The sequence below is a fragment of the Sphingomonas edaphi genome (assembly GCF_003583725.1).
Lineage (GTDB): Bacteria > Pseudomonadota > Alphaproteobacteria > Sphingomonadales > Sphingomonadaceae > Sphingomicrobium > Sphingomicrobium edaphi.
The window spans coordinates 394,780-418,329 of record NZ_QXTF01000001.1; the positions used below are offsets into that span (position 1 = coordinate 394,780).

General features: G+C 62.1%; 26 protein-coding genes. 19 read left to right on the forward strand and 7 right to left on the reverse strand.

Going from position 1 to position 23,550, the window contains the following annotated elements; translation table 11 throughout:
- Positions 1–51: 51 nt before the first annotated feature.
- From D3M59_RS02035 to D3M59_RS02060, 6 genes are read left to right on the forward strand one after another with little or no spacing between them, the layout of a single operon-like run.
- Complete coding sequence (locus D3M59_RS02035; RefSeq protein WP_119531119.1) at positions 52–780, forward strand: class I SAM-dependent methyltransferase; 729 nt, start codon at positions 52–54, stop codon at positions 778–780.
- Position 781: 1 nt separating this feature from the next.
- Entirely contained in the window at positions 782–2,320 is a 1,539-nt protein-coding gene (gene ubiB / locus D3M59_RS02040; protein WP_119531121.1) for a 2-polyprenylphenol 6-hydroxylase, read from the forward strand.
- Positions 2,286–3,392: a glycosyltransferase family protein gene (locus D3M59_RS02045; protein WP_147416675.1), complete on the forward strand. Its 1,107-nt coding sequence runs from the start codon at positions 2,286–2,288 to the stop codon at positions 3,390–3,392. The genes ubiB and D3M59_RS02045 overlap by 35 nt, the downstream gene beginning before the upstream one ends.
- The gene (gene coaBC / locus D3M59_RS02050; protein WP_119531125.1) at positions 3,389–4,585 is read left to right on the forward strand and encodes a bifunctional phosphopantothenoylcysteine decarboxylase/phosphopantothenate--cysteine ligase CoaBC; all 1,197 of its coding nucleotides are present in this window, start codon (positions 3,389–3,391) and stop codon (positions 4,583–4,585) included. Before D3M59_RS02045 ends, coaBC begins: the two co-directional genes overlap by 4 nt.
- Positions 4,582–5,034, forward strand: coding sequence for a dUTP diphosphatase (gene dut, locus D3M59_RS02055; protein ID WP_119531127.1), 453 nt, complete (start codon positions 4,582–4,584; stop codon positions 5,032–5,034). The genes coaBC and dut overlap by 4 nt, the downstream gene beginning before the upstream one ends.
- Positions 5,021–5,767 (forward strand): HesA/MoeB/ThiF family protein, encoded by a 747-nt coding sequence (locus tag D3M59_RS02060; protein WP_119531129.1) that lies wholly within the window; start codon positions 5,021–5,023, stop codon positions 5,765–5,767. The genes dut and D3M59_RS02060 overlap by 14 nt, the downstream gene beginning before the upstream one ends.
- Here D3M59_RS02060 and topA read toward each other — a convergent pair.
- The 3 genes from topA to plsY are packed head-to-tail and all read right to left on the reverse strand — an operon-like array spanning position 5,764 to position 9,294.
- Positions 5,764–8,235 carry a type I DNA topoisomerase gene (topA, locus tag D3M59_RS02065; protein WP_119531131.1) on the reverse strand — a complete coding sequence of 824 codons (2,472 nt, stop codon included), beginning with the start codon at positions 8,233–8,235 and terminating at the stop codon, positions 5,764–5,766. The two genes, D3M59_RS02060 and topA, sit on opposite strands and share 4 nt — an antisense overlap.
- 14 nt (positions 8,236–8,249) lie before the next feature.
- Positions 8,250–8,738 (reverse strand): hypothetical protein, encoded by a 489-nt coding sequence (locus D3M59_RS12405; protein WP_407695432.1) that lies wholly within the window; start codon positions 8,736–8,738, stop codon positions 8,250–8,252.
- Complete coding sequence (plsY, locus tag D3M59_RS02070; protein ID WP_119531133.1) at positions 8,704–9,294, reverse strand: glycerol-3-phosphate 1-O-acyltransferase PlsY; 591 nt, start codon at positions 9,292–9,294, stop codon at positions 8,704–8,706. The genes D3M59_RS12405 and plsY overlap by 35 nt, the downstream gene beginning before the upstream one ends.
- Positions 9,295–9,368: 74 nt before the next feature.
- Here plsY and murI point away from each other — a divergent pair, with 74 nt between their 5' ends.
- From murI to D3M59_RS02115, 9 genes are all read left to right on the forward strand, one after another.
- Positions 9,369–10,157: a glutamate racemase gene (gene murI, locus D3M59_RS02075; protein ID WP_119531135.1), complete on the forward strand. Its 789-nt coding sequence runs from the start codon at positions 9,369–9,371 to the stop codon at positions 10,155–10,157.
- Positions 10,158–10,229: 72 nt separating this feature from the next.
- Positions 10,230–11,450, forward strand: a complete 1,221-nt coding sequence (gene hemA / locus D3M59_RS02080) for a 5-aminolevulinate synthase (RefSeq protein WP_119531137.1) — start codon at positions 10,230–10,232, stop codon at positions 11,448–11,450.
- Between the two features lie 6 nt (positions 11,451–11,456).
- Positions 11,457–12,365, forward strand: coding sequence for an FkbM family methyltransferase (locus D3M59_RS02085; RefSeq protein ID WP_119531139.1), 909 nt, complete (start codon positions 11,457–11,459; stop codon positions 12,363–12,365).
- 2 nt (positions 12,366–12,367) lie between these two features.
- Positions 12,368–13,393: a phospholipase D-like domain-containing protein gene (locus D3M59_RS02090; protein ID WP_119531141.1), complete on the forward strand. Its 1,026-nt coding sequence runs from the start codon at positions 12,368–12,370 to the stop codon at positions 13,391–13,393.
- 38 nt (positions 13,394–13,431) lie between these two features.
- Positions 13,432–13,878 carry a ribose 5-phosphate isomerase B gene (rpiB, locus tag D3M59_RS02095; RefSeq protein ID WP_119532822.1) on the forward strand — a complete coding sequence of 149 codons (447 nt, stop codon included), beginning with the start codon at positions 13,432–13,434 and terminating at the stop codon, positions 13,876–13,878.
- A complete protein-coding gene (gene glyA, locus D3M59_RS02100) occupies positions 13,878–15,185 on the forward strand; it encodes a serine hydroxymethyltransferase (protein ID WP_119531143.1) in 1,308 nt (435 codons plus the stop codon). The genes rpiB and glyA overlap by 1 nt, the downstream gene beginning before the upstream one ends.
- 3 nt (positions 15,186–15,188) lie before the next feature.
- Entirely contained in the window at positions 15,189–15,668 is a 480-nt protein-coding gene (gene nrdR, locus D3M59_RS02105) for a transcriptional regulator NrdR (protein WP_119531145.1), read from the forward strand.
- A 5-nt stretch (positions 15,669–15,673) separates the two neighbouring features.
- Positions 15,674–16,393: an RNA methyltransferase gene (locus D3M59_RS02110; protein ID WP_119531147.1), complete on the forward strand. Its 720-nt coding sequence runs from the start codon at positions 15,674–15,676 to the stop codon at positions 16,391–16,393.
- Positions 16,394–16,464: 71 nt separating this feature from the next.
- On the forward strand, positions 16,465–16,704 hold the full coding sequence (locus tag D3M59_RS02115; protein WP_119531149.1) for a hypothetical protein: 240 nt from the start codon (positions 16,465–16,467) through the stop codon (positions 16,702–16,704).
- A gap of 23 nt (positions 16,705–16,727) precedes the next feature.
- On the opposite strand, the gene D3M59_RS02120 is transcribed toward D3M59_RS02115, so the two are convergent.
- Positions 16,728–17,024, reverse strand: a complete 297-nt coding sequence (locus D3M59_RS02120; RefSeq protein WP_119532823.1) for a chorismate mutase — start codon at positions 17,022–17,024, stop codon at positions 16,728–16,730.
- A gap of 99 nt (positions 17,025–17,123) precedes the next feature.
- Between D3M59_RS02120 and D3M59_RS02125 the strand changes: the two genes are divergently transcribed.
- Both D3M59_RS02125 and rpsD read left to right on the forward strand, forming a co-directional pair.
- The gene (locus D3M59_RS02125) at positions 17,124–17,684 is read left to right on the forward strand and encodes a hypothetical protein (RefSeq protein ID WP_147416676.1); all 561 of its coding nucleotides are present in this window, start codon (positions 17,124–17,126) and stop codon (positions 17,682–17,684) included.
- Positions 17,685–17,830: 146 nt separating this feature from the next.
- On the forward strand, positions 17,831–18,445 hold the full coding sequence (gene rpsD, locus D3M59_RS02130; protein ID WP_119531153.1) for a 30S ribosomal protein S4: 615 nt from the start codon (positions 17,831–17,833) through the stop codon (positions 18,443–18,445).
- Between the two features lie 61 nt (positions 18,446–18,506).
- Here rpsD and D3M59_RS02135 read toward each other — a convergent pair whose 3' ends face one another.
- Complete coding sequence (locus tag D3M59_RS02135; protein WP_199662342.1) at positions 18,507–20,480, reverse strand: S9 family peptidase; 1,974 nt, start codon at positions 20,478–20,480, stop codon at positions 18,507–18,509.
- Between the two features lie 98 nt (positions 20,481–20,578).
- Here D3M59_RS02135 and D3M59_RS02140 point away from each other — a divergent pair, with 98 nt between their 5' ends.
- Positions 20,579–21,553 (forward strand): agmatine deiminase family protein, encoded by a 975-nt coding sequence (locus D3M59_RS02140; protein WP_119531157.1) that lies wholly within the window; start codon positions 20,579–20,581, stop codon positions 21,551–21,553.
- Complete coding sequence (gene aguB / locus D3M59_RS02145; protein WP_119531159.1) at positions 21,550–22,401, forward strand: N-carbamoylputrescine amidase; 852 nt, start codon at positions 21,550–21,552, stop codon at positions 22,399–22,401. The genes D3M59_RS02140 and aguB overlap by 4 nt, the downstream gene beginning before the upstream one ends.
- Here the strand turns inward: aguB and D3M59_RS02150 are convergent.
- A complete protein-coding gene (locus D3M59_RS02150; RefSeq protein ID WP_119531161.1) occupies positions 22,398–22,895 on the reverse strand; it encodes a GNAT family N-acetyltransferase in 498 nt (165 codons plus the stop codon). The genes aguB and D3M59_RS02150 overlap by 4 nt on opposite strands.
- The gene (locus D3M59_RS02155; RefSeq protein ID WP_119531163.1) at positions 22,885–23,550 is read right to left on the reverse strand and encodes a uracil-DNA glycosylase; all 666 of its coding nucleotides are present in this window, start codon (positions 23,548–23,550) and stop codon (positions 22,885–22,887) included. The genes D3M59_RS02150 and D3M59_RS02155 overlap by 11 nt, the downstream gene beginning before the upstream one ends.

Sequence of the window (23,550 nt, forward strand, 5' to 3'; positions counted from 1 at the left end):
TGCGGCACAAGAGGCGTTTCGCCCCTCCAATCTCCCTGCTAGGGCGCTGTCATGGACAAGGTCAATTTCGGTGACGAACTGGTCACGCCCGAAGAGAAGACAAAGCGCGTCGGCGGCGTTTTCACCTCTGTTGCCCGAAACTATGACGTGATGAACGACCTGATGTCGGGCGGTATGCACCGGCTGTGGAAGGACCGCTTTGTGGCCAAGGTGAAGCCGCGGTCGGGCGAGAGTATCCTCGATATGGCAGGCGGAACCGGGGACATCGCCTTCCGTATGGCGGCCAAAGGCGCCGCCGTCACCGTGAGCGATATCAATCCCGACATGTTGGCCGTCGGAATGGAGCGCGCCGAAAGCCGCGGGATCGACGGGCTGACCTGGCAGGTTGAAAATGCCGAAACGCTAAGTTTCGGCGATGCCAATTTCGACGCCTACACGATCGCGTTCGGGATCCGGAATGTTACCGACATTCCCGCGGCCCTCCGAGAGGCGCACCGCGTTCTGAAGCGTGGCGGCCGCTTTTATGTCCTCGAATTTTCGACCAGCGAATGGCCCGGTTTTGGCGAACTTTATGATCGCTATTCGGAACATTTGATCCCCAAGATCGGCAAGGTCGTCGCCAAGGACGAAGACAGCTACCGCTACCTCGTCGAATCCATTCGGCGATTCCCGCGCATGGAGGCCTTCCGCAAGATGATCGAGGACGCCGGCTTCAAGTCGACGAGCGTCGAGCCGATCCTTGGCGGGCTGGTCGCCATTCACGGCGGTTGGAAGATTTGATTTGACCGCAGCCGTCACGCATCTTTGGCGCCTGCTACGGTGGGGCCGGACGCTTGCCCGGCACGGCGCCTTGCAGGGGATCGAGCACGACCCGCTCACTCCGCCGAACGTGCGCCGCCTGGTTCGGCTTGCCCGCTTTGGAACGCGCCAGCCCGCGGTGCCGGATTACGCCGCTGCCCTGCAGGAGATTGGCCCGGCAGCGATCAAATTGGGTCAGGCACTGGCGACTCGGCCCGACCTGGTCGGCGAGGCTGCCGCGGAAAACCTGCTGCGCCTGCAGGATTCTCTTCCCCCGGCGCCCTTCCCGGCGATCAAGGCAGCGATTGAACTGGCGCTGGAAGCGCCGCTCGAAACTCTGTTCAAGGAATTCGACGAAGTTCCAGTCGGCGCGGCTTCCATAGCGCAGGTTCATCGCGCGGTTACCACCGAAGGGCGGCAGGTCGCCGTCAAAGTGCTTCGGCCGGGGATTGAGGATGAGTTCGCAAGAGCGCTTGAGACCTATGAATGGGCAGCTGCGCATGTCGAAGTTCACGGCGGGGATGAAGCCGAGCGCCTCAGACCGCGGATGGTCATCGCTCATTTCAAACAATGGACACGGCGCGAGCTGGACCTGCAACGGGAAGCCGCGTCCGCGTCAGAGCTGCGCGACAATATGGTTGCCGAGCCCGGCTTCCACGTTCCAGAAATTGACTGGGGACGAACGGCTCGGCGGGTCCTGACCCTGGAATGGCTGGACGGCATCAAGCTGTCCAAGCGCGACGAACTGATTGCCGCCGGACACGACCCGAAGCAGTTGGCCTTCATCCTGGTTCGCGCCTTCCTGCGCCAGGCAGTTGTCGACGGCTATTTCCACGCCGACCTGCACCAAGGAAACCTGTTCGCACTGTCCGACGGCCGACTAGCCGTCATCGATTTTGGTATCATGGGGCGCATCGATCGGCGCGCCCGGTTGTGGCTTGCCGAGATTCTCTATGGCCTCATCACGGGCGACTATCGCCGCGTCGCCGAAATACATTTCGAAGCGCAATATGTCCCCGCCCATCACAATGTCGACGAATTCGCGACCGCACTTAGGGCCGTCGGTGAGCCGATCCGCGGCCTCCCGGTTAAGGACATCAGCATCGGCCGGATGCTGGAGGGTCTGTTCAGCATTACGCGCGACTTCGAGATGCAGACGCAGCCGCACCTGCTCCTGCTGCAAAAGACAATGGTGATGGAGGAAGGCGTGGCGACTGCGCTCGATCCGGACATCAACATGTGGGAAGCGGCCGAGCCCTTTCTGAAGGACTGGTTGCGAACCGAGTTGGGGCCCGAGGCCTATTATGCCGACCGCATTGTCGAGACGGTTCGCGCGTTCAAGGTGATCCCGGACCTCATCAGGCGCATCGATGCCGCATACCCGCCCGCCGGCGCGGCACCACCGCCACCACCACTCGCCGATGTGCAAGTAATCGAGCGCAAGAATTGGCTTGGGCCCTTGGCAATCGCGGCGATATCCGCTGCGGTTGCGGCAGGGGTCACCTACTCCCTGGTCGCCTGACGTGGAGCTGGGGGGCTTCCAGACGAGGTTCGAAGGGTGGAGCCGGGGTCCAGCTTTCGTCGTCGTAGCGGTGTTGGTTGCGCTGATTGCCTTCGCAAGCTGGTCACCGGAACGGGCCCCCGCGCCCAAGCTCCGGACATCGGAAGCACAGCACAGCGACCTCCAGCTTTATCGCGACATCATTAGAGACGTTCGCAGCGGCGAGAGCTATTATGACGCCGCCGCCCGAGAGCAGCGCGCCGCCAACTACCCATTGAAGCCCTTCTATACCGTCCGCCTGCCGACCCATGCCACCATCTACGCCGCGCTTGGAGAGCCGGTGATGATTGGCCTGGTCTGGGCCCTGTCCGCGGCATTGATTGTTGCCTGGTGGGTTTTGCTGAAGCCGATACTGCAGCTGCCACTCTTGGGTGCATCGATGGTGCTGATCGGCGGCGGCCTAGGTGGCCTGCTGCAGCCGATGACCGGCCTGTTCCATGAAAGCTGGGCGGCGCTCCTGATGGCGCTGATGATCGCGCTACGACGCCCTACCCGCGCCTGGCCTGCTCTCCTTGCGGGTTGCCTGGCCCTGATGGTGCGTGAACTTTCGCTGCCGATGATCCTAGCGATGGGCGGGCTGGCGGTGATTGAACGGCGTTGGCGCGAAGCGGCAGGTTGGGCGGCAATCGTTGCGGTCTTTGCGGGCTATCTGACGCTGCATGGATACTGGGTTGGGCAAGTCATTCAACCGCAGGATCCGGCGTCGCCGGGCTGGTCGGGCCTACTCGGCGTCCACTTTGCGCTCAAAAGCCTTGCCAAGGTCACATTTGGAATCCAGCTGCCCGACGCTCTGGCCGCGTCGCTGCTGCTGCTATCCCTGTTCGGCTGGGCATCGGTTCGAACGGGTTGGGCGTTGAGGGCATTCCTACTCTTGCTTGGGTATGGCGCGATGCTGGCGCTCTTTGCGCGCGCCGACACATTCTACTGGGCGCTGATCGCGGCGCCGCTGTCTTTCATGGGGCTGGTGTTTCTACCCAAGGCTGTGTCTGACCTTGCGAAGGCCATGCGCCGCACTCCATATCCAGCCTCATGAGCCACATCCTCTTGATCGTTGGCGGCGGAATCGCGGCTTACAAGGCGGCCGAACTAATCCGTCTATTCCGTAAGGAAGGCCATCGGGTTACGCCCGTCCTCACCGAGGGGGGCGCCCACTTCGTAACCCCGATGAGCCTAGCCGCGCTTGCAGAAAGCCCTGTCTATACGTCGCTGTGGGACCTGAAGGACGAAGCAGAGATGGGCCACATCCAACTCTCACGGGCCGCGGATATTATTCTCGTTTGTCCGGCGACAGCCGACCTCATCGCGCGGATGGCGAGCGGCCACGCCAACGACCTAGCGACCACGCTACTGCTGGCAACCGACAAGCCGGTAGTCGTTGCGCCGGCGATGAACGTCCGCATGTGGCAACATGAAGCAACGAAACGGAACATCGCCCAACTGAAGGCCGACGGGGCCACGGTGCTGGAGCCAGATGAGGGTCCAATGGCCTGCGGTGAGTTCGGTCCGGGCCGGTTGCCCGAGCCGGACGATATCTACCGGCGCATGGAGCCGTTCCTTGGCAGCATCTCTCGCCATACCCCTGCCGAGTCCGGTTTGCTGGCGGGAAAGCATGTCCTCGTCACCGCAGGCCCAACCCACGAGCCGATCGATCCGGTGCGCGTGATTGCCAACCGTTCGTCCGGCAAGCAGGGTTTTGCCATTGCCGAAGCGGCGGCTCAGGCGGGAGCGCGGGTGACGCTCGTTTCCGGTCCTGTCGCCCTGCCGACGCCAGGCGGCGTGGTCCGCATCGATGTCGAAACGGCGCAGCAGATGGCCGATGCCGTTGCTGAGGCGCTTCCCGCTGATGTCGCCATTCTGGTTGCCGCAGTTGCCGATTGGCGAGTCGAAGCGGCGGCGGAGAAGCTCAAGAAGTCGTCGGGACCTCCAATGCTGCACTTTTCGCCCAACCCCGACATACTGGCGACGCTGGCGGCACGACCCGATCGCCCCTCCCTGCTAATCGGTTTCGCGGCGGAAACCCAAGATGTGGTCGCAAACGGGCAGGCAAAACTCTCTTCGAAGAAGGCAGACTGGATCGTCGCCAACGACGTGTCGGGCGATGTGATGGGCGGCTCGCGCAATCGCGTCCATCTGGTAACAACGGACGGGGTCGAAGATTGGCCCGAAGCCGCCAAGGAAGACGTCGCGCGACACCTGATTTCCCGAATAGCACAGGAACTTTCATGACCATCCGTATTCGACTGACGCGCCTCCCCCACGGGGAGGGGCTGCCCTTGCCGACCTATGCAACACCAGGTGCGGCAGGCATGGATGTTGTGGCGGCTGAGGACGTTGATTTGCAGCCGGGGGAGCGGCATGCGGTTGCGACGGGTTTTCGCGTCGCCATTCCCGAAGGCTACGAAATCCAAGTTCGCCCCCGCTCAGGCCTCGCCTTCAAGCATGGCATCACTGTTCCTAACACTCCTGGCACCATCGACAGCGACTACCGCGGGGAGCTCAAGGTGCTGTTGATCAATCACGGCCGCGACGCATTCCCTATTCGCCGCGGCGAGCGCATCGCCCAACTGGTTCCGGCTGCCGTGACCCTCGCGGAGTTCGACGAGGTACAGGAGCTATGCGAAACGGAGCGCGGCGCGGGCGGGTTCGGCTCGACCGGCGGTCATGGCTCTCTCTGACGACGAGCTTGACCGCTACGCGCGGCATATCGTTCTTCCCCAGCTTGGCGGAGCCGGCCAGCTTCGGCTGAAGCAGGCCAAGGTGGCGGTTGTTGGCGCGGGTGGGATCGGTGCAGCCGTTATCCCGGCTCTTACCGGAGCCGGTATCGGACAGCTGACGATCATTGATGCAGATACGGTCGACCTGTCAAACCTGCAGCGGCAGCCGCTTTATGAAACAGCGGACATTGGGAATGCCAAGGCGACGCTGGCGGTCAATTTTGCGAGGGCGCGCAATCCGCACGTTAGGTTCAGCGCCATCAAGACGCGCATCGACGGGGACAATGCTGCCTCCTTGCTGTCTGGGCACGACCTGATCCTCGACGGCACGGACAATTTCGCCACGCGCCTGACTGTCAGTGATGTTGCGGTTTCGCTCGGCATTCCCCTGCTATCGGCAGCCGCACAGCAGTTCCAGGGTCAGGTCGCTCTATTTCACGGTCGTCCCTGCTATCGCTGCTTCGTAGGCGACGCCTTCGACACGGACGATTGCGATACCTGCGCTGAGCTCGGCGTACTCGGCGCGCTGACGGGAACCGTCGGCAATTTCGCCGCGCTCATGGCGATACGGGCGCTTTCCGGCATCGGCCCGGATGCAGCCGGAACCCTTCACCTGTTCGACGGTGCGACCTTGACCTGGCGCCAGATCCGGCTCGTTGCCGATCCGGAATGCCGCACCTGCAGCATGCGCTAGGCTTTCTTCTTCTTTTTCGCGGGAGCCTTGCGCTTCGCCTTTTTCACGGGCCCCTTCGCTGCCTTGGCATCGATCAGTGCGATGGCCTCGCCCAGCGTCACGGCTTTTGGATCGGCGCTTTTCGGCAAGGTTGCATGCGTTGCGCCGTCACTGACGTACGGTCCGAAGCGGCCTTCCAGCACCTTGAGCTCCTTGCCCGACTCAGGATGCGCACCGAGCACGGCAATCGGCTCACGTGAGGCGCCTCGCGAACGGCCGCCGCCTGCCGCCGCCTCCGCCAGTTTGACGACCGCCGTATTCATTCCGGTGTCGAACACTTCGGCGGTAGAGGACAAGCGCGCATACTTGCCGTCGTGCAGCAGGTAGGGGCCATAACGACCGATCGACGCGACGATGGGTAGGCCGGTCTCGGGGTGAGCGCCAATTTCGCGCGGTAGGGACAGCAGCTTTTCCGCCATCTCCAGCGTGAGCGAGTCCTGGGGTACGTCCTTGGGAAGCGACGCCCGCGTGCCGTCACGCTCCAGATAAGGTCCGAAACGCCCGCTCTTGAGCTCGATGCCGTTGCCGATCTCCGCTGGCCCATCGCTGGCCGCTTCCTCGCCCTGGCCAAAGCGGCGCGTATATTTGCAATCCGGATAGTTTGAGCAGGCGACGAAGGCGCCGAATTTTCCGCCGCGAAGACCTAGCCTTCCTATCCCACATAGCGGACAAACGCGTGGATCGCTGCCATCGTCCTTGTCAGGAAACAGGTAGGGCGCAAGGAATTCGTCGAGCGCCGCCGTCACTTCCGAGGGCTTCTGGTCCATGACCTCGCCCGCCTTGGGCTTGAAGTCGCGCCAGAAGTCCTCGAGCATTTTCTGCCAGCGCAGCCGGCCGCCAGACACATCGTCCAGCTCTTCTTCCAACTCGGCCGTATAGTCGTAGTTCACATAACGTTCGAAGAACCGCTCGAGGAACGCGGTAACGAGCCGCCCGCTCTCTTCAGGAATGAATCGCTGCTTATCGAGCCGCACATATTCGCGGTCCTTGAGCGTCTGCAGAGTGGCGGCGTAGGTCGAGGGCCTGCCGATGCCGAGCTCTTCCAGTCGCTTGACCAGGCTCGCTTCCGAAAAGCGCGGCGGCGGCTGGGTAAAGCTTTGCACCGCATCGACACGCGTCTTCACTGGTGAATCGCCGGTACGGAGCGCGGGCATGCGGCCCGATTCTTCATCCTGCGGATCGTCGCGACCTTCGTCATAAAGGGCCATGAAACCGGGGAAAAGAACGACCTGTCCCGTCGCGCGAAGCGTCGCCCGCCCGGCCCCGTCGGTCAGTTCGACCGTGGTTCGCTCTAACCGGGCCGACGCCATCTGACTGGCAAGCGCGCGATTATACACCAGCGCGTACAAACGAGCGTGGTCGCCCGACCCCGCGCGATCTTTGGCAAAATCCGTCGGACGAATTGCCTCGTGCGCTTCCTGCGCGTTCTTTGCTTTGCTGCTGTACTGGCGCGGCTTGTCGGGAACATAACCCGCATCATAACGGTCCGCGATGACCTTACGGGCGGCACTGATCGCCTCCCCTGCCATTTGGACCCCGTCCGTGCGCATGTAGGTGATCAACCCGTCTTCATAGAGCGACTGTGCAAGACGCATCGTGTGGCTCGCGGAAAAGCCAAGCTTTCGCGCCGCTTCCTGTTGCAGCGTAGAGGTTGTGAACGGCGGCGGCGGATTCTTGGCTAGGGGCTTGGTCTCGACCGAGGCAACCGTAAACCGGCCGTCTTCGACCACCTGTTTTGCAGCGTCGGCCGATCCCTTGTCGCCGATGGACAGGCGGTCCAGCTTCTTCCCGTCCAGCCCGACGAGGCGCGCCGTGAACGGCGTTCCGTCAGCTTCGAAGGTTGCCGAGACCTGCCAATACTCTTGCGCCTTGAAGAGTTCGATCTCTCGCTCGCGGTCGACGATCAATCGAAGTGCCACCGATTGCACTCGGCCGGCCGACTTGGCCCCCGGCAACTTGCGCCACAAAATCGGAGAAAGGGTGAAACCGACCAGATAATCGAGCGCGCGACGGGCCCGGTACGCATCGATCAAATCTTCGTCGAGCCCGCGCGGGTGGGCCATCGCCTCGGTCACCGCAGACTTGGTGATGGCGTTGAAAGTGACGCGCTCAACCGTTTGGGGAAGTGCCTTTTTCTTTCTAAGCACTTCCTGGACATGCCAGCTGATTGCTTCGCCTTCACGATCGGGGTCGGTCGCAAGGATTAGGGCGTCGGCCTTCTTCGCCTCATCGCTGATCGCCTTCAGTTGCTTTGCTTTGTCGGGGTAGGTCTCCCAATCCATCGCGAAGCCGTCTTCGGGGTTCACTGATCCGTCCTTCGGCGGCAGATCGCGGACGTGGCCATAGCTGGCCAGCACACGGTGGCCTGGACCGAGATATTTTTCGATGGTTTTCGCCTTGGCAGGCGATTCAACGACGACGAGTTTCAACTTGGCGCATTCCTTTACGTACGTACGCGCGATTGTCGGGCGGCACAGCTGGCCGTCAAGCCGCTAAGGAAGACTGGCCTTGCCGCCGCGCTACGCTCAAAACGCTCGTCGAGCTCAGCTCCACCAGCAACTATTGGGGCGCGCTCGCGTGGGCGCCAGATTGGCGGAAGAGATGTTGACGGGACTGGCGACGAGCGAGCCCAGTCTTCGGGGAGCACCCGCCCATTGAATTTTGCGTTCATCCGCACGCCGGGCCCTCCCCATTCGCTTGGCGCACGAGCGCTAGCACGCCGCCAATCGGCCGAGGCGCTTCCGGCACGTCCGCAGCGATCTCTGGGGGCAAAATATGGAAGGGCTTTCAGTGCCGCTTCAATACCAAAGCGGAACATGATTTCGCGATAGGCTATGGGTGCGATGCCGGGCGTGCGAGTTAGCCGTAACCGGTTAAGCAAACCTGGCGCGTGCACGTCACTTTGCCTTGCGGCCCACGCGGGGCTCCTCACCTTTAGCAAGGCGCCGAATGTTATCCTTGTGCTTCCATATGATCAGCAGTGCAAAACCAAGCAGCATCGGAAAGAGCGCGGTCTCGCCCACTATCGCGGCAGTAACTGGAGCGCTTGCTGCTGCGGCCATGCCTGCAACCGAGCTAATGCGGATGACGAGCAACAGCCCGATCCAGACCAGTGCGTAGACTGCCGCCGCGACGGGCAGCAACGGAATCAGGATTCCGAGCAAGGTCGCTACGCCCTTCCCGCCTCTGAAGCGCAGCCACACCGGATAAAGATGCCCCACCAGGGCACCTGCCGCAGCATAGCTGACAGCTTCAGGCCAGAAACGATGGGCCAGCATCACGGCCAACGCACCCTTGGCAGCGTCAAGGAGCAGCGTCAGAGCGGCCAGTCCCTTTGATCCGGTCCGCAGGACGTTTGTGGCGCCGATGTTGCCCGACCCGATCTCCCTTATGTCGCCACGACCACTCAGCCGGGTCAGCAATAGCCCGAAGGGAATGGAGCCGAGCCAGTAGCCGACGGCGAGGGCAATCAAATGAGAAGTCGTCATGACGCGCTTGCGTAGCAGATCGTTTGTCGGTCGCAATGTTGCGCGGACCCGCACTTGGCCCTAGCCCGTCGCCGATGGATCCATCCGCTCCTATTCTCTTTTTCGATTCAGGTGTCGGCGGCTTGTCAGTTCTGGGACCAACGCGGGCTCTGCTGCCAAACGCTCCGATCGTTTACGCGGCCGATAACGCTGCATTTCCCTACGGTACCCGCTCCGAACAGGAGATTGCGGCTCGTGTCCCCGCATTGCTTGGTAGGTTGGTTGAACGCTTCCACCCCCGGCTGGCTGTCATAGCCTGCAACACCGCCTCGACCATTGCGCTCGACCATGTCCGCGCAGCGCTGGAAATTCCCGTCGTTGGCACTGTTCCGGCGATCAAGCCAGCAGCCGAGCTGTCGCTATCGCGAGTGATCGGCGTGCTGGGCACTGAGGCGACCGTCCGTCAGCCCTATGTGGATGACCTGGCCGATCGGTTCGCCTCCGACTGCACGGTCATTCGGCACGGCAGCCCCGAGCTCGTCGAGCTGGCGGAAGCGAAATTGGCAGGGGTGGCGGTCGCCGCCGAAGATGTTCACCGGGCGGTCGAAGCCATGCTCGACCATCCGCGCGGCCATGAGCTCGACGTTGTGGTCCTCGCCTGCACCCATTTCCCCCTGTTGGCCGACGAGTTGTCGGAAGCACTGCCAAACGTCACGCAGGTCGACGGTGGCCCGGGCATCGCGCGCCGGATTTCCTCTCTCACCAAAGGACAGGCCTGGCCGGAAAGCGCTCCTGACGGCATTGCGGTCTTCACCGCACCGCCACCGAAGCAATTGGTGACGTCACTCGCCGGATTTGGCCTAAATACGGTGGTCATTCTGTGAATAGTTGCGAGTCGTTCGCAATGGAAATCGCCCGCCTCCAACGGTAAAGGCGCGACGAGCGAAGGGATTAGCGTGGACTACGACCGGATATTCAAGGCGGCGATCGATCGCCTGCACGATGAGGGGCGCTATCGCGTCTTCATCGACATCCTGCGGACCAAGGGCAGCTTTCCCAACGCTCACTGCTTCCACGGGCATAACGGGCCCAAGCCGATCACGGTGTGGTGCTCCAACGACTATCTGGGCATGGGCCAGCACCCGGCCGTCGTCACTGCGATGGAAGAAGCCCTGCACAGCGTCGGCGCCGGTTCGGGAGGAACACGCAATATTGGCGGCAATACTCACTATCACGTGGACCTGGAAGCCGAGCTCGCGGATCTTCACGCCAAGCAGGCGGCCCTACTGTTTACCTCCGGTTATGTGTCGAACGAGGCCGCGCTCTCGACGCTCGGCAAGCTGTTACCCGGCTGCGTCATCTTTTCGGATGAACTCAACCACGCTTCGATGATCGCCGGCATCCGCAGTTCTGGTTGCGAGAAGCGAGTATTCCGGCACAACGATCTCGAACATCTCGAGCAACTGCTTCGCGAGGAAGCTCCGGAAACACCCAAGCTAATCGCGTTTGAAAGCGTCTATTCGATGGACGGCGATGTCGCGCCGATCGGAGAAATCTGCGATCTTGCGGACAAGTATGGCGCCCTCACCTACTTGGACGAAGTCCACGCGGTCGGCATGTATGGCGATCATGGCGGCGGAATTTCGGAGCGCGACCAAGTCGCCGATCGGGTGACCATCATAGAAGGAACGCTCGGCAAGGCGTTCGGCGTGATGGGCGGCTACATCGCCGCGGACCGGACGATCATCGACTGCATCCGCTCCTACGCGCCCGGCTTCATCTTCACGACCAGCCTGTCGCCCGTGCTGGTAGCCGGAGCGCTCGCGTCCGTTCGGCACCTGAAGCAATCTAACGAAGAGCGGCTCGCCCAGCAGGCAGGGGCGACTAGCCTAAAGGCACGGTTCCGGGACGCGGGCCTGCCGGTCATGGAGAGCGTGACGCACATCGTGCCGTTGCTGGTTGGGTGCCCGGTCAAGGCGAAGCGGATCAGCGACATCCTGCTCGCCGAATATGGTCTTTACGTCCAGCCAATCAATTTCCCGACGGTTCCGCGCGGAACCGAACGCCTGCGCTTTACACCCGGGCCGACGCACAGCGAAGCCATGATGGCGGAACTTACGACGGCGCTTGTCGAGATCTGGGGCCGGCTGGAACTCGAATTTCGCAAGGCGGCCTGACCGCTCGTGCAGGTTTCCAGCCTCATCGAGGCACTCCCCGCGGACCTAACGCTGACGCTGGTTGACGTCGGGTCCGCTGGCGGAACACATAGCCGATGGGACGACTTCCGCCCTCTGCTTTCGAACATCCTGTTTGATCCCCGCGAAGCCGCTGCCACTGGTAGCTTCGGACGTGGCGCGACGCGGGTTTACCCGGTCGCGCTTGGAGAGGCGGCGGGCGAGGCGGAACTCTTTTTGACCGAAATGGTCAACATGTCGTCGTTCCTCGAGCCCGATCCGGAGCAGTTTGGTCGTTACAGGAAAAAGTCAGGCGACAGCGCTGTGACTGCGAGCGAGATGGTCAAGATCGAGCGACTAGATGACCTCGCAAAACGCGACGGCTTCAAACCGGACGTTCTGAAGGTCGATACGCAGGGTAGCGAACTGCTCGTGCTGAAAGGCGCGCGGTCGGCTTTACAATCTGTCATCCTTGCCGAAATCGAAGTGTCGTTCTTCGCACGATACAAGGGCCAGCCGCTGTTTGCGGACATTGAGGCATTTATGAATGCGCAGGGATTCGAACTGATCGACCTTCTCAAGTTGAAGCGTTATCGCGCCGATAATTCATTCGGCATTCGCAATGCTGGCTTGCGCGAGGGGGAACGATCGGGTCGGTTGGCTTACGCCGACGCCATTTTTTTCCGCAGGGAAGCTCTCGTCTTGGAAATTGGAAAGTCCGACGGCGGGCAATCCGTTTTACGCGCGGTGGTCGCCCTTGTTGCATACGGCAAGGCGGATCTGGCGGCCCGCCTGCTCGATGTCGGGCGCGACATGATCGGACAGGCGCGAGCAGTCGCAATCGGCGAAGCGATCCGCTCGCTGCCGTCGCCACGCAGGAAGCGACTTATATCCCGCTTGCTCGGCAAAGTAGGTTGATCATGAGTCTGGGTCGCGTCGAGTTCGGCGGGCCGGATCTCCAGCCCCGACGCCTCCGAAACTTGCTCCAGTCCTATGTTGATGCTTCGCCGCCCGGCAGCCGCATCGACTGGATGACCTACTATTTTCGCGATCGTGCGCTTGCAGAATCACTGATGCGGGCAAGCGACCGTGGCGTCGCAGTGCAACTGGTGCTGGAAGAACACCCGCGGCAACCTCGTGCAAACGACGCCGTCATCGCGATGCTTCGCCAGCATGGTCTTGGCGGCGGCCTTCACGTCTCTTCAAGCCGCGGGGGGCGCGGTGAAAAAGGCCACATCCATGCCAAAATTTATGCTTTTTCTCATCCAGACATTGGCTGGATCGGCTCATTTAACCCTTCCGGGGATGAACCCGAAGACCCCGACGTAATCGCCGAAATCGGCGATCAGGACCGCGGACATAACCTCCTCATCGGAATCGAACGTCCGAAGCTTACGCGAGCGCTTAGAGGAATGGTCGATCGAATGGCCACGATCGAGTCGAAGTGGCTCCGGTATATGTCCTGGTTGCCCGCTACGGATGGCGACACCCGCCTGTACTTTTATCCACGCCTGCGTAACCTGGTAGTAGAGCCAACGATCGCCCTGTTAGGGCGGGGAGCCCATATCCGCGGCGCTATCTCGCACCTGAAAAAGGGCCCGCTGACGTGGGCGCTGGCAAGATGCGCGCGCCGCGGAGGCAAAGTTGATCTACTCGTTCACGACACGACCCGTCGGGTCAGCGAAAAGGCCATCCAAATCCTCTCCGAGGCAGGCGCGGCTGTTCGACGGGTTGCTGATCCGAACGATCTGCCGATGCATGCGAAATTTTTGCTGATTGAGGGCGGTGGGCGCCGGACATCATGGGTCGGCAGCTATAATTTCAACGATAAGTCGCGTTTCGACAATGTTGAGCTGTTAGTCGGCACCGGGGACGCAAACTTATTTGACGCCCTCGCAGGCCGGTTCACACAAATAAAGACAATGGCCGCTACAACGGCCGCTTGATGCTGGCGAATCCCGAGTACTTGGCCTACGGGACGGCCATGCGAATTGCACTTGCGGCCGACCATGCTGGCTATCTGCTGAAAGACGAACTTGTTGCCTGGCTGAGAGAAGCCGGGCACGCCGTTACCGACCTCGGCACTAATGGACCCGAAAGCGTGGATTATCCCGAATTTGGGACAAAGCTTGCCACGGCGGTCGCCAGTGGCGATGCCGATCGTGGCGTCGTCGTCTGCGGGTCGGGAATAGGGATTTCGATCGCCGTTAACCGCAACCCGCAATGCCGCTGTGCCCGCGTTGATGATCCGCTCTCCGCCGCGCTCGCCCGCGAACATAATGACGCCAACGTGCTGGCGCTCGGCGCACGCCTGATCGGCAGTGACATGGCCAAAGCATGCGTTTCGGCTTTTCTCGAAACCAACTTCGCCGGCGGACGCCACCAGCGCCGCATCGACCAACTCTCAAACCTCCTAGAGGACTCCGACTGATGGCTACCGCCCCCGACCTGACCGACGTCCAGCCGCTGGGATTCTTCACCCAGCGCCTTGCCGAAGCGGACCCCAAGGTGGCCGAAGCGATCAAGGCGGAGCTGGTCCGCGAGCAGACGCAAATTGAGCTGATTGCCTCCGAAAACATCGTCAGCCGCGCTGTGCTGGAGGCGCAGGGATCTGTCCTCACAAATAAGTATGCGGAAGGATATCCTGGTCGCCGTTACTATCAGGGCTGCGAGCCTTCCGACGCGGTAGAATCGCTCGCCATCGAGCGCGCCAAGCAGCTGTTTGGCTGCGGCTTCGCCAACGTCCAGCCGCACTCTGGTGCACAGGCCAATGGCGCGGTGATGATGGCGCTGCTCAAGCCCAACGACACGATCTTGGGAATGAGCCTCGCCGCCGGTGGCCACCTGACCCACGGCGCGCCTCCCGCCCAATCGGGCAAATGGTTCAATGCGATCCAGTATGGCGTCCGCGCCGACAATCACTTGGTCGATTTCGACGAGGTGATGGCACTGGCCAAGGAGCACCGGCCCAAGCTGATCATTGCCGGTGGCTCAGCCTATCCTCGTCATCTCGATTTCGCGAAGTTTCGCGCCATCGCGGATGAGGTCGGTGCCTACCTGATGGTCGACATGGCCCATTTTGCCGGCTTGGTCGCCGCGGGCGAACATCCGACGCCATTCGGCCATGCGCATGTCGTCACGACAACGACGCACAAGACGCTACGGGGTCCGCGGGGCGGGATGGTTTTGACCGATGACGAGGCCATTGCGAAAAAGATTAACTCGGCGGTATTCCCGGGCCTTCAGGGCGGGCCACTGATGCACGTCATCGCAGCCAAGGCGGTAGCCTTTGGCGAAGCGCTGGAGCCGGGTTTCAAATCTTACGCGAAGGCAGTGATCAGGAACGCGCAGACGCTCGCTAGCCGGTTGAAGGAGCGCGGAGCCGACCTGGTGGCCGGCGGCACAGATACCCATCTCGCGCTGGTAGACCTCCGTCCGCTTGGACTGACCGGCAAGGACGCAGACCAAAGCCTCGAGCATGCAGGGATCACCTGCAACAAGAACGGCGTTCCGTTCGACCCCCTCCCCCCGATGCAGACCAGCGGCATTCGCGTTGGCTCGCCGGCCGGAACCACGCGCGGCTTTGGCGAAGCGGAATTCCGCGAGATCGCCGACATGGTCGCCGACGTCCTGGAAGGCCTGCAGAAGAATGGCATCGACGGAAACAGCGAAATCGAGAATGCGGTTAACGCCCGCGTCCGCGCGCTGTGCGCCCGCTTTCCTATATACCAGGGCTGACCGTTGCGCTGTCCATTTTGTGCCCATGAAGACAGCCAGGTGAAGGACAGCCGCCCGTCGGAAGACGGTGCGGCCATCCGGCGTCGGCGGCAATGCGAAGGCTGCGGCGCGCGCTTTACCACGTTTGAGCGCGTCCAGCTTCGCGAACTGACGGTCGTGAAGAAGGATGGAAAGCGGGAGCCCTTCGACCGGGCTAAGCTTGAACGCGCCATTGGCCACAGTTGCCGCAAGCGCGATATCGATCCGGCCAAGATAGATCAGCTGATCAGCGGCGTGCAGAGGCAGCTGGAAACTCGCGGCGACGAGGTCACCACGGTCGCCATTGGCGAGGCGGTAATGGTCGGCCTGAAGGCGCTGGACCATGTCGCCTACATTCGCTTCGCCAGCATTTACAAGGACTTCAGCGAGCCGGGCGATTTCGCCGAGATTGCCGAGCGCGTCGGCCAGGAAACGCCCCCGGGCGAGCAGGACAAGCTGCTTTGACCAGCATGCCGCCGGTCGTCGTCCTCGTTCGCCCGCAACTCGGCCAGAATATCGGTAAGGCGGCGCGGGCGATGCTCAACTTCGGCCTGACCGAGTTGCGGCTGGTAGCGCCGCGCGACGGTTGGCCGAACCCAGACGCCGGCCCCGCAGCGAGCGGCGCAGACCTAGTGTTGGAAAAGGCCCAAATTTTCGACACGGTCGCCGACGCCATCGCGGATTGCGGCTTGGTGTTCGCATCGACGGTCCGGCGACGTGACCTCATCATGCCGGTCGTAGGGCCGGAAGAAATGGCGCGCGAAATCTGGGCGACCGCGGGCAGGGCGGCCATCCTGTTCGGGCCGGAACGCTCGGGCCTCGAAAGCGAAGATGTAGCACTCGCCAATCGCATCGTCACCGTGCCCATCAATCCCGAATTCGGTAGCCTGAACCTGGCCCAGGCCGTCATCCTGCTGGCCTATGAATGGTCGCGAGGGGCGGACCTTGCGCAACCCACCGCCAAGGAAATCGAGCCGCCTGCCCCAATGGCCGACCTTGAAGGCCTGATCGGACAGTTTGACGAATCGCTGGAAAATGCGGGTTATTACTATCCACCCGAACGAACGCCCGCGACACGAGCAACTATCCGGACAATCCTGACTAAACCGCAATGGTCGAGCCGCGAAATTAATGCGCTTCGCGGAATGCTCCGGGCGCTGACAACCATCCGTTCGTCGAAAAACAGTTAGCTGCTATTCAAATTCTCAAACGCTGCTGCTTAAAGGCATCCTTTGTTCGTCGAATCTGCCAGGAAAAACCAATGATTACCGTCCTCCTCAGCTTGTTTCTGCTTGCCGGCGCCCCGGAAAACTCCACGTCGACGCCCGCCCCTGCTGCGGACGCCGGTTCCGTCGCGACTCCGGCGCCTGCGGCTGCCAAGCCGGCCACCAAGCAGCGCAAGATTTGCAAGCGCGAAGGCGCGACGGAGTCCCGGTTGGGTGGCACGCGGGTTTGCCTGACGGCCGAAGAATGGGCCCTGCGCAAGAAATCCGAAGGCTAAGCCCGGTTGAACTGCCGGCCGCTCTATGAGCGTCGGCGGTCGAATTCTTCAAATTCATGCGCAATCGAGGTCTCGATGAGATCCTCGTATAACCGCGCCATGAGCCGGCGATCGACACCCAATTGTTCGGCCGCTGCATCAACCTTGGCGAGGACGTCGGCCTTGCGCCATTCGTCACGCACCGCCTCGCGATCAGGCTTGATGCGCGCTGCTGCGTCCATGTAGCCAAACCGGCGGGCGAGCAACGCCACAACCTGGCGGTCGACTTCGTCGACGCCCGCGCGAACATCGACCATCGTCTTGCAATCTTCAGGATCCATGCCGGCCTTGTAACGGCGAGCCGCCGACTGTCGAGTGGCTTGCAGGCCGCCAAAGAGAGGCGCATCATTAAGGCCGTCCCAGCAAAGGGAGACAGGCCGATGTCCGCCACTCTTCTTCTCGCCTTCCTTGCCGCCGCCGCGCAGGGGAATCCCGACATCGTCTACGGCATCGATCCTCCCCAAGGTCCGATGGCAGGCGAAAACCGGACGCTGTCACAATGGCATCTTAATGCCGACGACCGAATGTTTCCGGACCTGGCTATCAAGGAGATGCGGCTGGACGGCGACACACTTCATGTCCTTGTGGCCAATGAGGGGGGCTATCGCGCTGATGGCCCAATCCTCGTCTCGGCACGGGCAATTGCCAATGGTATCAATGGGGAAGCGCAGCCCGCACGTCTCGGCCGCCTGCCGGCGGGCCAAAGTCGCTGGGTCGCCCTCCGTCACTTCCAGCTGAAATCCGCCTCGGCGGACCGCACCAGCCCAATTTTCGTTTTGGGAGATTCGAATGCGATCACAGCATCGGTGCGGCAATCCGCCCCGCCTGCCTCAACGCTGAATCGTTCGGGCCGAAGCTGCGAGACTTGCCGCGAGCAAAACGAGGCTAATAACAGCTTGACCAGCGGTGGCGGCCAACTGAAGCGCGGCCGTCCCGATTGAGCGGCACGAAACTTGACGATGCCGGGCCGCTCCGCTAGGCGCGCGGCTCGCAATTGACCCTGCACGTCCGGTGAAGCGGTGGTCGCGGCTGGCAAATGGCCAGGCGGTGCGGTCCGGACATGAGTGAAGCAAATTGGAGATAACACATGTCGAAGCGCAGCAGCGCCAAGTATAAGCTCGACCGCCGCATGGGCGAAAACGTCTTCGGACGTCCCAAGAGCCCGGTCAACCGCCGCGAATATGGCCCCGGCCAGCATGGCCAGCGCCGCAAGAGCAAGGTGTCGGACTTCGGCATCCAACTGCGCGCCAAGCAGAAGCTGAAGGGTTATTACGGCGACGTTACCGAGAAGCAGTTCAAGCGCACCTTCTTCGAAGCATCGAAGATGAAGGGTGACGCCAGCCAGAACCTGATCGGCCTGCTCGAGCGCCGCCTCGACATGATCGTTTACCGCGCCAAGTTCGCGCCGACGATCTGGGCCGCGCGCCAGCTGGTCAGCCACGGCCACATCCGCGTAAACGGCGTGAAGTGCAACATCGCCAGCCGCCGCGTTGACCTGAACGATGTCATCGAATTGGGACCCAAGGCCCAGGAAATGGCGCTGGTTCTCGAAGCGCAGAGCTTGGCCGAGCGCGACATTCCCGACTACGTCTCGCCGGACGGCAACTCCAAGGTGACCTTCGCGCGCGTCCCGACGCTTGATGAAGTTCCCTACCCGGTGAAGATGGAGCCGAACCTGGTCGTCGAATTCTATTCGCGCTAATCGGTTCTACTGGCTTACAAAAAATGGGGCGGTTCCAATCGGGACCGCCCCTTTTTTATGCTTATTTGCCAATCGTCCGATCGAGCAGCAACCCAATGCGGGTCAGCATCTGAGCCCGGGCCGTGCCGTCATCGAGATGGTGGTCGAGGCCCTTTAACGAGAGCAATTCGCTGCTCTTGCCAGCTGCCCTTAAAGCCGAGTCCATTCGCTGCGAATGCGCGTAGCGGACGTTGGCGTCCATATCGCCGTGGACGAGCAGCACCGGGGCCTGGATCGCAGTAACATTTTTTATCGGGGAGCCTTCCGCAACGTGCGGGCCCGAGCCGATTTGCCGATCCCGCAACCGCGAGTTGGTGAAATTCCTGGAATCCAACTTCAGTTGCGCAAGATCGGTCACCGGCGCAATAGCCACGGCCGCCTTATAGAGCGACGGCTCCGTCGCAGCCGACTGCAAGGCCGCATAGCCTCCATAGGACCAGCCGACGATAGCGAGCTTGCCGGGGTCAGCGATGCCCTGCGAGGATAGCCACCGGGCGGATGACGTGATGTCACCAATCGACGTCCGCCAGTTGCGATATCCGTTCTCGTTGAGCCAGGCGTCACCAAAGCCCGCCGACCCGCGGTATTGCGGCTGCAGCACGGCATAACCCCGCGCTGCGAGGAACTGGGCGAGCCAGTCGAAACCCCATTCGTCGCGAGCCGACGGGCCGCCGTGCGGAAGGACAACTGCCGGAAGGTTCTTGGCTTCCTTGCCCGGTGGCAGGGTCAGATAAGCTGGAATCGACGCGCCATCGGCCGCGGGGATGGTCACCGGCTTGACCGTGGCGAGCGTGCGGCCCTCAAGGCCTGGCCGTGCCAGCATTGCCTCGTTGAGGCTCTTCGCAGTCCGGTCGAATAGATAGTAGCGGCCCGGATCATTGTCGCTGCCCGCAAAAACCAGCAATTTCTGACCGTCCGGACTGGCGTCGACGAACTCGACTAGCGGAAGATGCGGCAGTGCCTTGGACAAGGAGGAGGCGAGGCCGCGGAATTCCGGGTCGAAATAGACGGTCTTCCGCTTTTCTTCGGCGAAGGTGTAGCCAATCACGCGCTGACCACCGCCAAATCGTACGACATCGTCGATATCGACCCGCGCATTTTCGGCGACCAGCGACGTGGCCAGGCTGCCGTCCAGCTTCACCGTGTAGAGGGCGTCACGCCCCTCCTTTTTCTTGAGCATGTAAAGCTGGTTTGATGCGGCATCGATCGCGAGCGGTTGCAGGTCGTAATCTTCCGATTCTGCGAGCGGCTTCCAGTCGCGAGAGTGCGGCGTACGATAGAAATATTTGACCCGGCCGGTCAGCATGCCGCTGTCCCGCGCACCGACGATGGCCATCAGGCGGACATTGCCGCGCCCGTCACTCATATACATGCCGGCGCCGTCGCGAGGCGATTCAACTGGTTTGCCACGAACTGTCAAAGTATCGAGACGGTCGACGCCCAGCCCGTCCTTCTTCTGCACGATGTTCGTGCCGATCTTTCCCTGCTCGGCGACATAGTCTCGGCTCATCAAGACGCTGTTGTCGGTCCCGTCCAGCCAGTCGATAATGTAGCCGTCGTTCTGACGAAGCCGTGAATCCCAAACCGACTCCGAGCGGCCGAGCAGCTTTGCGTCGCCGCCGTCAGTATTGAGTGCCACCAGTCGATTGAAGCCGATCAAGTCGCCTGTGGTAGTGTTCTCGACCAGCCCACCGAAGTTGCAGACGATGCGGGTCGGGCTGACAAAGTGGCAAGCGCCCAAGCTTTCCGGGTTTCCATCGGAACTGACAATTGTCGCGCTTTTTCCGGAGACGAGGTTGGATGTGACGGCAACGGTCTTCGCACCCGGGCCGGGCGTGAGATAGAGCACGGTGCTGCCATCGGCAGATAAGTCGGGCGCCGCGACCGCTTCTCGTGCGCCGAACGCGGCGGCATCCTGTTCGAGAGTTTGGGCCTCGGCGCAAATACCCGCAACGGAAACGGACGCGAACAACATCGCGCGAACAATTAAACGCATTACACCCCCCGGTTCGGCGCATGCACTAGGGCCGATCACACCTCGAAAATCAAGGTGGTGCTTGGCGCATGGGCCGTCGATTGCTAGGCGCCCTCCCCATGACTTTCCTGCCACTTCCCGAATGGGCTCCGCACCACGCCGTCTGGATCGGCTTTCCCAGCGCCGCCGACCTGTGGGAAGACGACCTAGGCCCCGCGCAGGCCGAGGTTGCCGCTTTTGCCGCCGCCGTCCACGCCGACGGCAAGGGCGAAGAAGTATGGCTGGTCGCAGCTGATGAGTCAGCCGCAGGCGCAGCGCGCAGTCTTGCGCCGTTCGCCAAGGTGATCGTTGAGCCGTTCGGCGATATCTGGTTGCGCGACACGGGCGCGATCGTCGCCGGGACGGGCACCAACCGCCGCGGCCAGGGCTTTGGCTTCAACGGATGGGGCGGCAAATATGAGCTGGAAGGCGACGAAAGCATCGGCGAGCGACTCGCCGCACTTGCGTCTCTGCCCTATTCGAAGGCCGACTGGATCCTTGAAGGCGGCGCGATCGAGGGCGACGGGACGGGAACCTTCCTGACCACCGAGCAATGCCTGCTCAATCCGAACCGGAACCCGGGTTTCGGCAAGGAAGAAGTTGAGGAGCGGCTGAAGCAGGATCTCGGCGCGACGCGCGTCGTCTGGCTCGGCGACGGACTGGAGAACGACCATACGGACGGGCATGTCGACAACCTGGCGCGCTTCATAGGGCCGGGCCGGGTCGCGATCCCCGAAGCGGTTCCGGACGATCCCAACGCCGCGATCTATGCCGACGCCGCGGAAACTTTACTCGATGCGGACCTCGACGTGGTCGCCATCCCCTCGCCCGGCAGGATCGAGCGGGACGGCGAGATCATCCCGGCGAGCTACATGAATTTCTATATCGGCAATGCGGCGGTCGTCGTGCCGCTCTATGGCGCACCGAACGATGCGCTGGCGGTTGAGGCGATCCAGGAGCTGTTTCCCGATCGCAACGCTGTGGGCCTTCGCGCCGACCATATCCTCACCGGCGGTGGAAGCTTTCACTGCATCAGCCAGCAGGTGCCAGCATGAGCCAGGAAATCACGGTCGCGGCCCTTCAACTGGCGTTCGGCGAAGATACGGCCGAGAATATCAGTAATGTGTCGGAACTGGTTCGCGAGGCAGCCGGCAAGGGGGCCGAGGTCGTACTCCCGCCCGAATTATTCGAAGGTCCCTATTTTTGCCGCGTCGAGGACGAAGGGCTGTTCGCGACGGCGAAACCAACCGGAGAGCATCCGTCCGTCCTTGCCATGCAGAAGCTGGCGGACGAACTGGATATCTGGATCCCGACCAGCTTCTTCGAAGCTGACGGCCCGCATCATTACAACTCGCTCGCCATGATTGGGCCAGATGGCAAGGTAGCCGGCGTCTATCGCAAGAGCCATATTCCCGACGGACCTGGCTATGAGGAGAAATTCTATTTCCGGCCGGGAAACACGGGTTTCAAAGTGTGGCCGGGTGCGGGGACGACGTTGGGCGTCGGCATCTGCTGGGACCAGTGGTATCCCGAAACGGCGCGGGCGATGATGCTGATGGGCGCGGAAATCCTGTTATACCCGACCGCAATCGGCACCGAACCACACGACCCCGACCTCGATACCTCGCGGTTGTGGCGCCGGGCGATGATCGGCCATGCGGTCAGCAACGTCGTGCCGGTCGTCGCAGCAAACCGGATCGGGACCGAGCAGGGCCAGCGCTTCTACGGCCACAGCTTCATCTGCGACGAGCGGGGCGACCTGCTGGCGGAGTTCGGTGCGGACGAGACAGGCGTACTGGTGGCGACGCTGGACATCACTGCGGCCAAGCGCCATCGCGCCGCCTTCGGCTTCTTCCGCGATCGCCGGCCGGAGCTCTACGGTCGCCTCACTCAGGATATTTAGGTCAGCTTCACTTCGAGGTAGACGCTGTCGCACCATTCGTCGCCGACCAACCAAGTCCGTTTCGCGCGACACGTTTCGACAAAGCCGTGACCTTGGAGGAGGCGCAGCGAGGGTTCGTTTCGCGGGTCGACGTCTGCCGTCAGGCGATCGGATCCGGCAGCTTTTCGACGCTCGAGAAACGCCGATAATGCTTCGCTGGCATAGCCTTGCCCCCATGTTTCCCGCGCCAGCAGGAAGCCTATTTCCGGTAGCTTCCACGCACCCAGCTTGCCGATCAGCGCACCGTCCAGGGTGACGATAAAATCATCGCTGATCGAGAGGTCGGCATCAACCATCGACCGCATCCAGCGTTCGGTTTCGTCCATCGACCGGTGCGGCGGGGTCGACCAGTAGCGCATCGCCGTCGGGTCGCTCATCACGCGGTGCATCCCCCCGGTGTCCTCCATCGTCGCCCGGCGCAGAACAAGGCGGGCGGTTCGCAGTTCATCGGCCATCGCATGCCTCCCGAAAAACGTCTTCGAACATTGGTGCGTCGAGACGCCGAGTATTCTGGTTGTAGCGGCTGCAATGATAGCTATCGATCAGCCGGCGGCCGCCGGGCAATTCGTGTTGGGCGCCATGCGCGAAACGGGCCTTCGCGACCGGGATTCCGAAACTGCGGCAAAGCGTATCGTGGGCGACCTTACCGAGAGCGATGAACGTATCGAGGTTAGGCAGGTTGTCGATCGCCGTCATCAAGAAGGGACGGCAATTCGATTCCTCGACCGGTAGCGTCTTGTTCTGCGGAGGCAGACATTTAACCGCGTTGAGGATGATGGCGCCATTCAGGCGCAGTCCGTCGCCGCGATCCGCCCGATATTCGCCGTCGCTAAGGCCAAACTTTGCGATGGTCGCGTAAAGGAGGTCGCCGGCGTAATCGCCCGTGAACGGCCGTCCCGTCCGGTTTGCACCATGCTTGCCCGGCGCAAGGCCGACGATTGCCAGCCAGGCCGCCGGGTCGCCGAAAGCAGGGACCGGCGCATTCCACCAAGAAGGATGCTCCGCGCGGCAATCCTCTCGGAACGCGACGAGTCGCGGGCAAAGCGGGCAATCACGCGGCGCCTCCGCGTTCGGAAGAGGCGACAGGTCGGCAGGGCTGGTGAAATCCAT

Bases quoted from the DNA above. Each gene is read 5' to 3' on its own strand.
- D3M59_RS02035 (WP_119531119.1), top strand. From the start codon at position 52: ATGGACAAGGTCAATTTCGGTGACGAACTGGTCACGCCCGAAGAGAAG.
- coaBC (WP_119531125.1), top strand. From the start codon at position 3,389: ATGAGCCACATCCTCTTGATCGTTGGCGGCGGAATCGCGGCTTACAAG.
- dut (WP_119531127.1), top strand. From the start codon at position 4,582: ATGACCATCCGTATTCGACTGACGCGCCTCCCCCACGGGGAGGGGCTG.
- D3M59_RS02060 (WP_119531129.1), top strand. From the start codon at position 5,021: ATGGCTCTCTCTGACGACGAGCTTGACCGCTACGCGCGGCATATCGTT.
- plsY (WP_119531133.1), bottom strand. From the start codon at position 9,294: ATGACGACTTCTCATTTGATTGCCCTCGCCGTCGGCTACTGGCTCGGC.
- murI (WP_119531135.1), top strand. From the start codon at position 9,369: ATGGATCCATCCGCTCCTATTCTCTTTTTCGATTCAGGTGTCGGCGGC.
- D3M59_RS02090 (WP_119531141.1), top strand. From the start codon at position 12,368: ATGAGTCTGGGTCGCGTCGAGTTCGGCGGGCCGGATCTCCAGCCCCGA.
- rpiB (WP_119532822.1), top strand. From the start codon at position 13,432: ATGCGAATTGCACTTGCGGCCGACCATGCTGGCTATCTGCTGAAAGAC.
- glyA (WP_119531143.1), top strand. From the start codon at position 13,878: ATGGCTACCGCCCCCGACCTGACCGACGTCCAGCCGCTGGGATTCTTC.
- D3M59_RS02110 (WP_119531147.1), top strand. From the start codon at position 15,674: ATGCCGCCGGTCGTCGTCCTCGTTCGCCCGCAACTCGGCCAGAATATC.
- D3M59_RS02115 (WP_119531149.1), top strand. From the start codon at position 16,465: ATGATTACCGTCCTCCTCAGCTTGTTTCTGCTTGCCGGCGCCCCGGAA.
- D3M59_RS02120 (WP_119532823.1), bottom strand. From the start codon at position 17,024: ATGGATCCTGAAGATTGCAAGACGATGGTCGATGTTCGCGCGGGCGTC.
- D3M59_RS02125 (WP_147416676.1), top strand. From the start codon at position 17,124: ATGTCCGCCACTCTTCTTCTCGCCTTCCTTGCCGCCGCCGCGCAGGGG.
- rpsD (WP_119531153.1), top strand. From the start codon at position 17,831: ATGTCGAAGCGCAGCAGCGCCAAGTATAAGCTCGACCGCCGCATGGGC.
- D3M59_RS02135 (WP_199662342.1), bottom strand. From the start codon at position 20,480: ATGCGTTTAATTGTTCGCGCGATGTTGTTCGCGTCCGTTTCCGTTGCG.
- D3M59_RS02140 (WP_119531157.1), top strand. From the start codon at position 20,579: ATGACTTTCCTGCCACTTCCCGAATGGGCTCCGCACCACGCCGTCTGG.
- aguB (WP_119531159.1), top strand. From the start codon at position 21,550: ATGAGCCAGGAAATCACGGTCGCGGCCCTTCAACTGGCGTTCGGCGAA.
- D3M59_RS02150 (WP_119531161.1), bottom strand. From the start codon at position 22,895: ATGGCCGATGAACTGCGAACCGCCCGCCTTGTTCTGCGCCGGGCGACG.
- D3M59_RS02155 (WP_119531163.1), bottom strand. From the start codon at position 23,550: ATGGATTTCACCAGCCCTGCCGACCTGTCGCCTCTTCCGAACGCGGAG.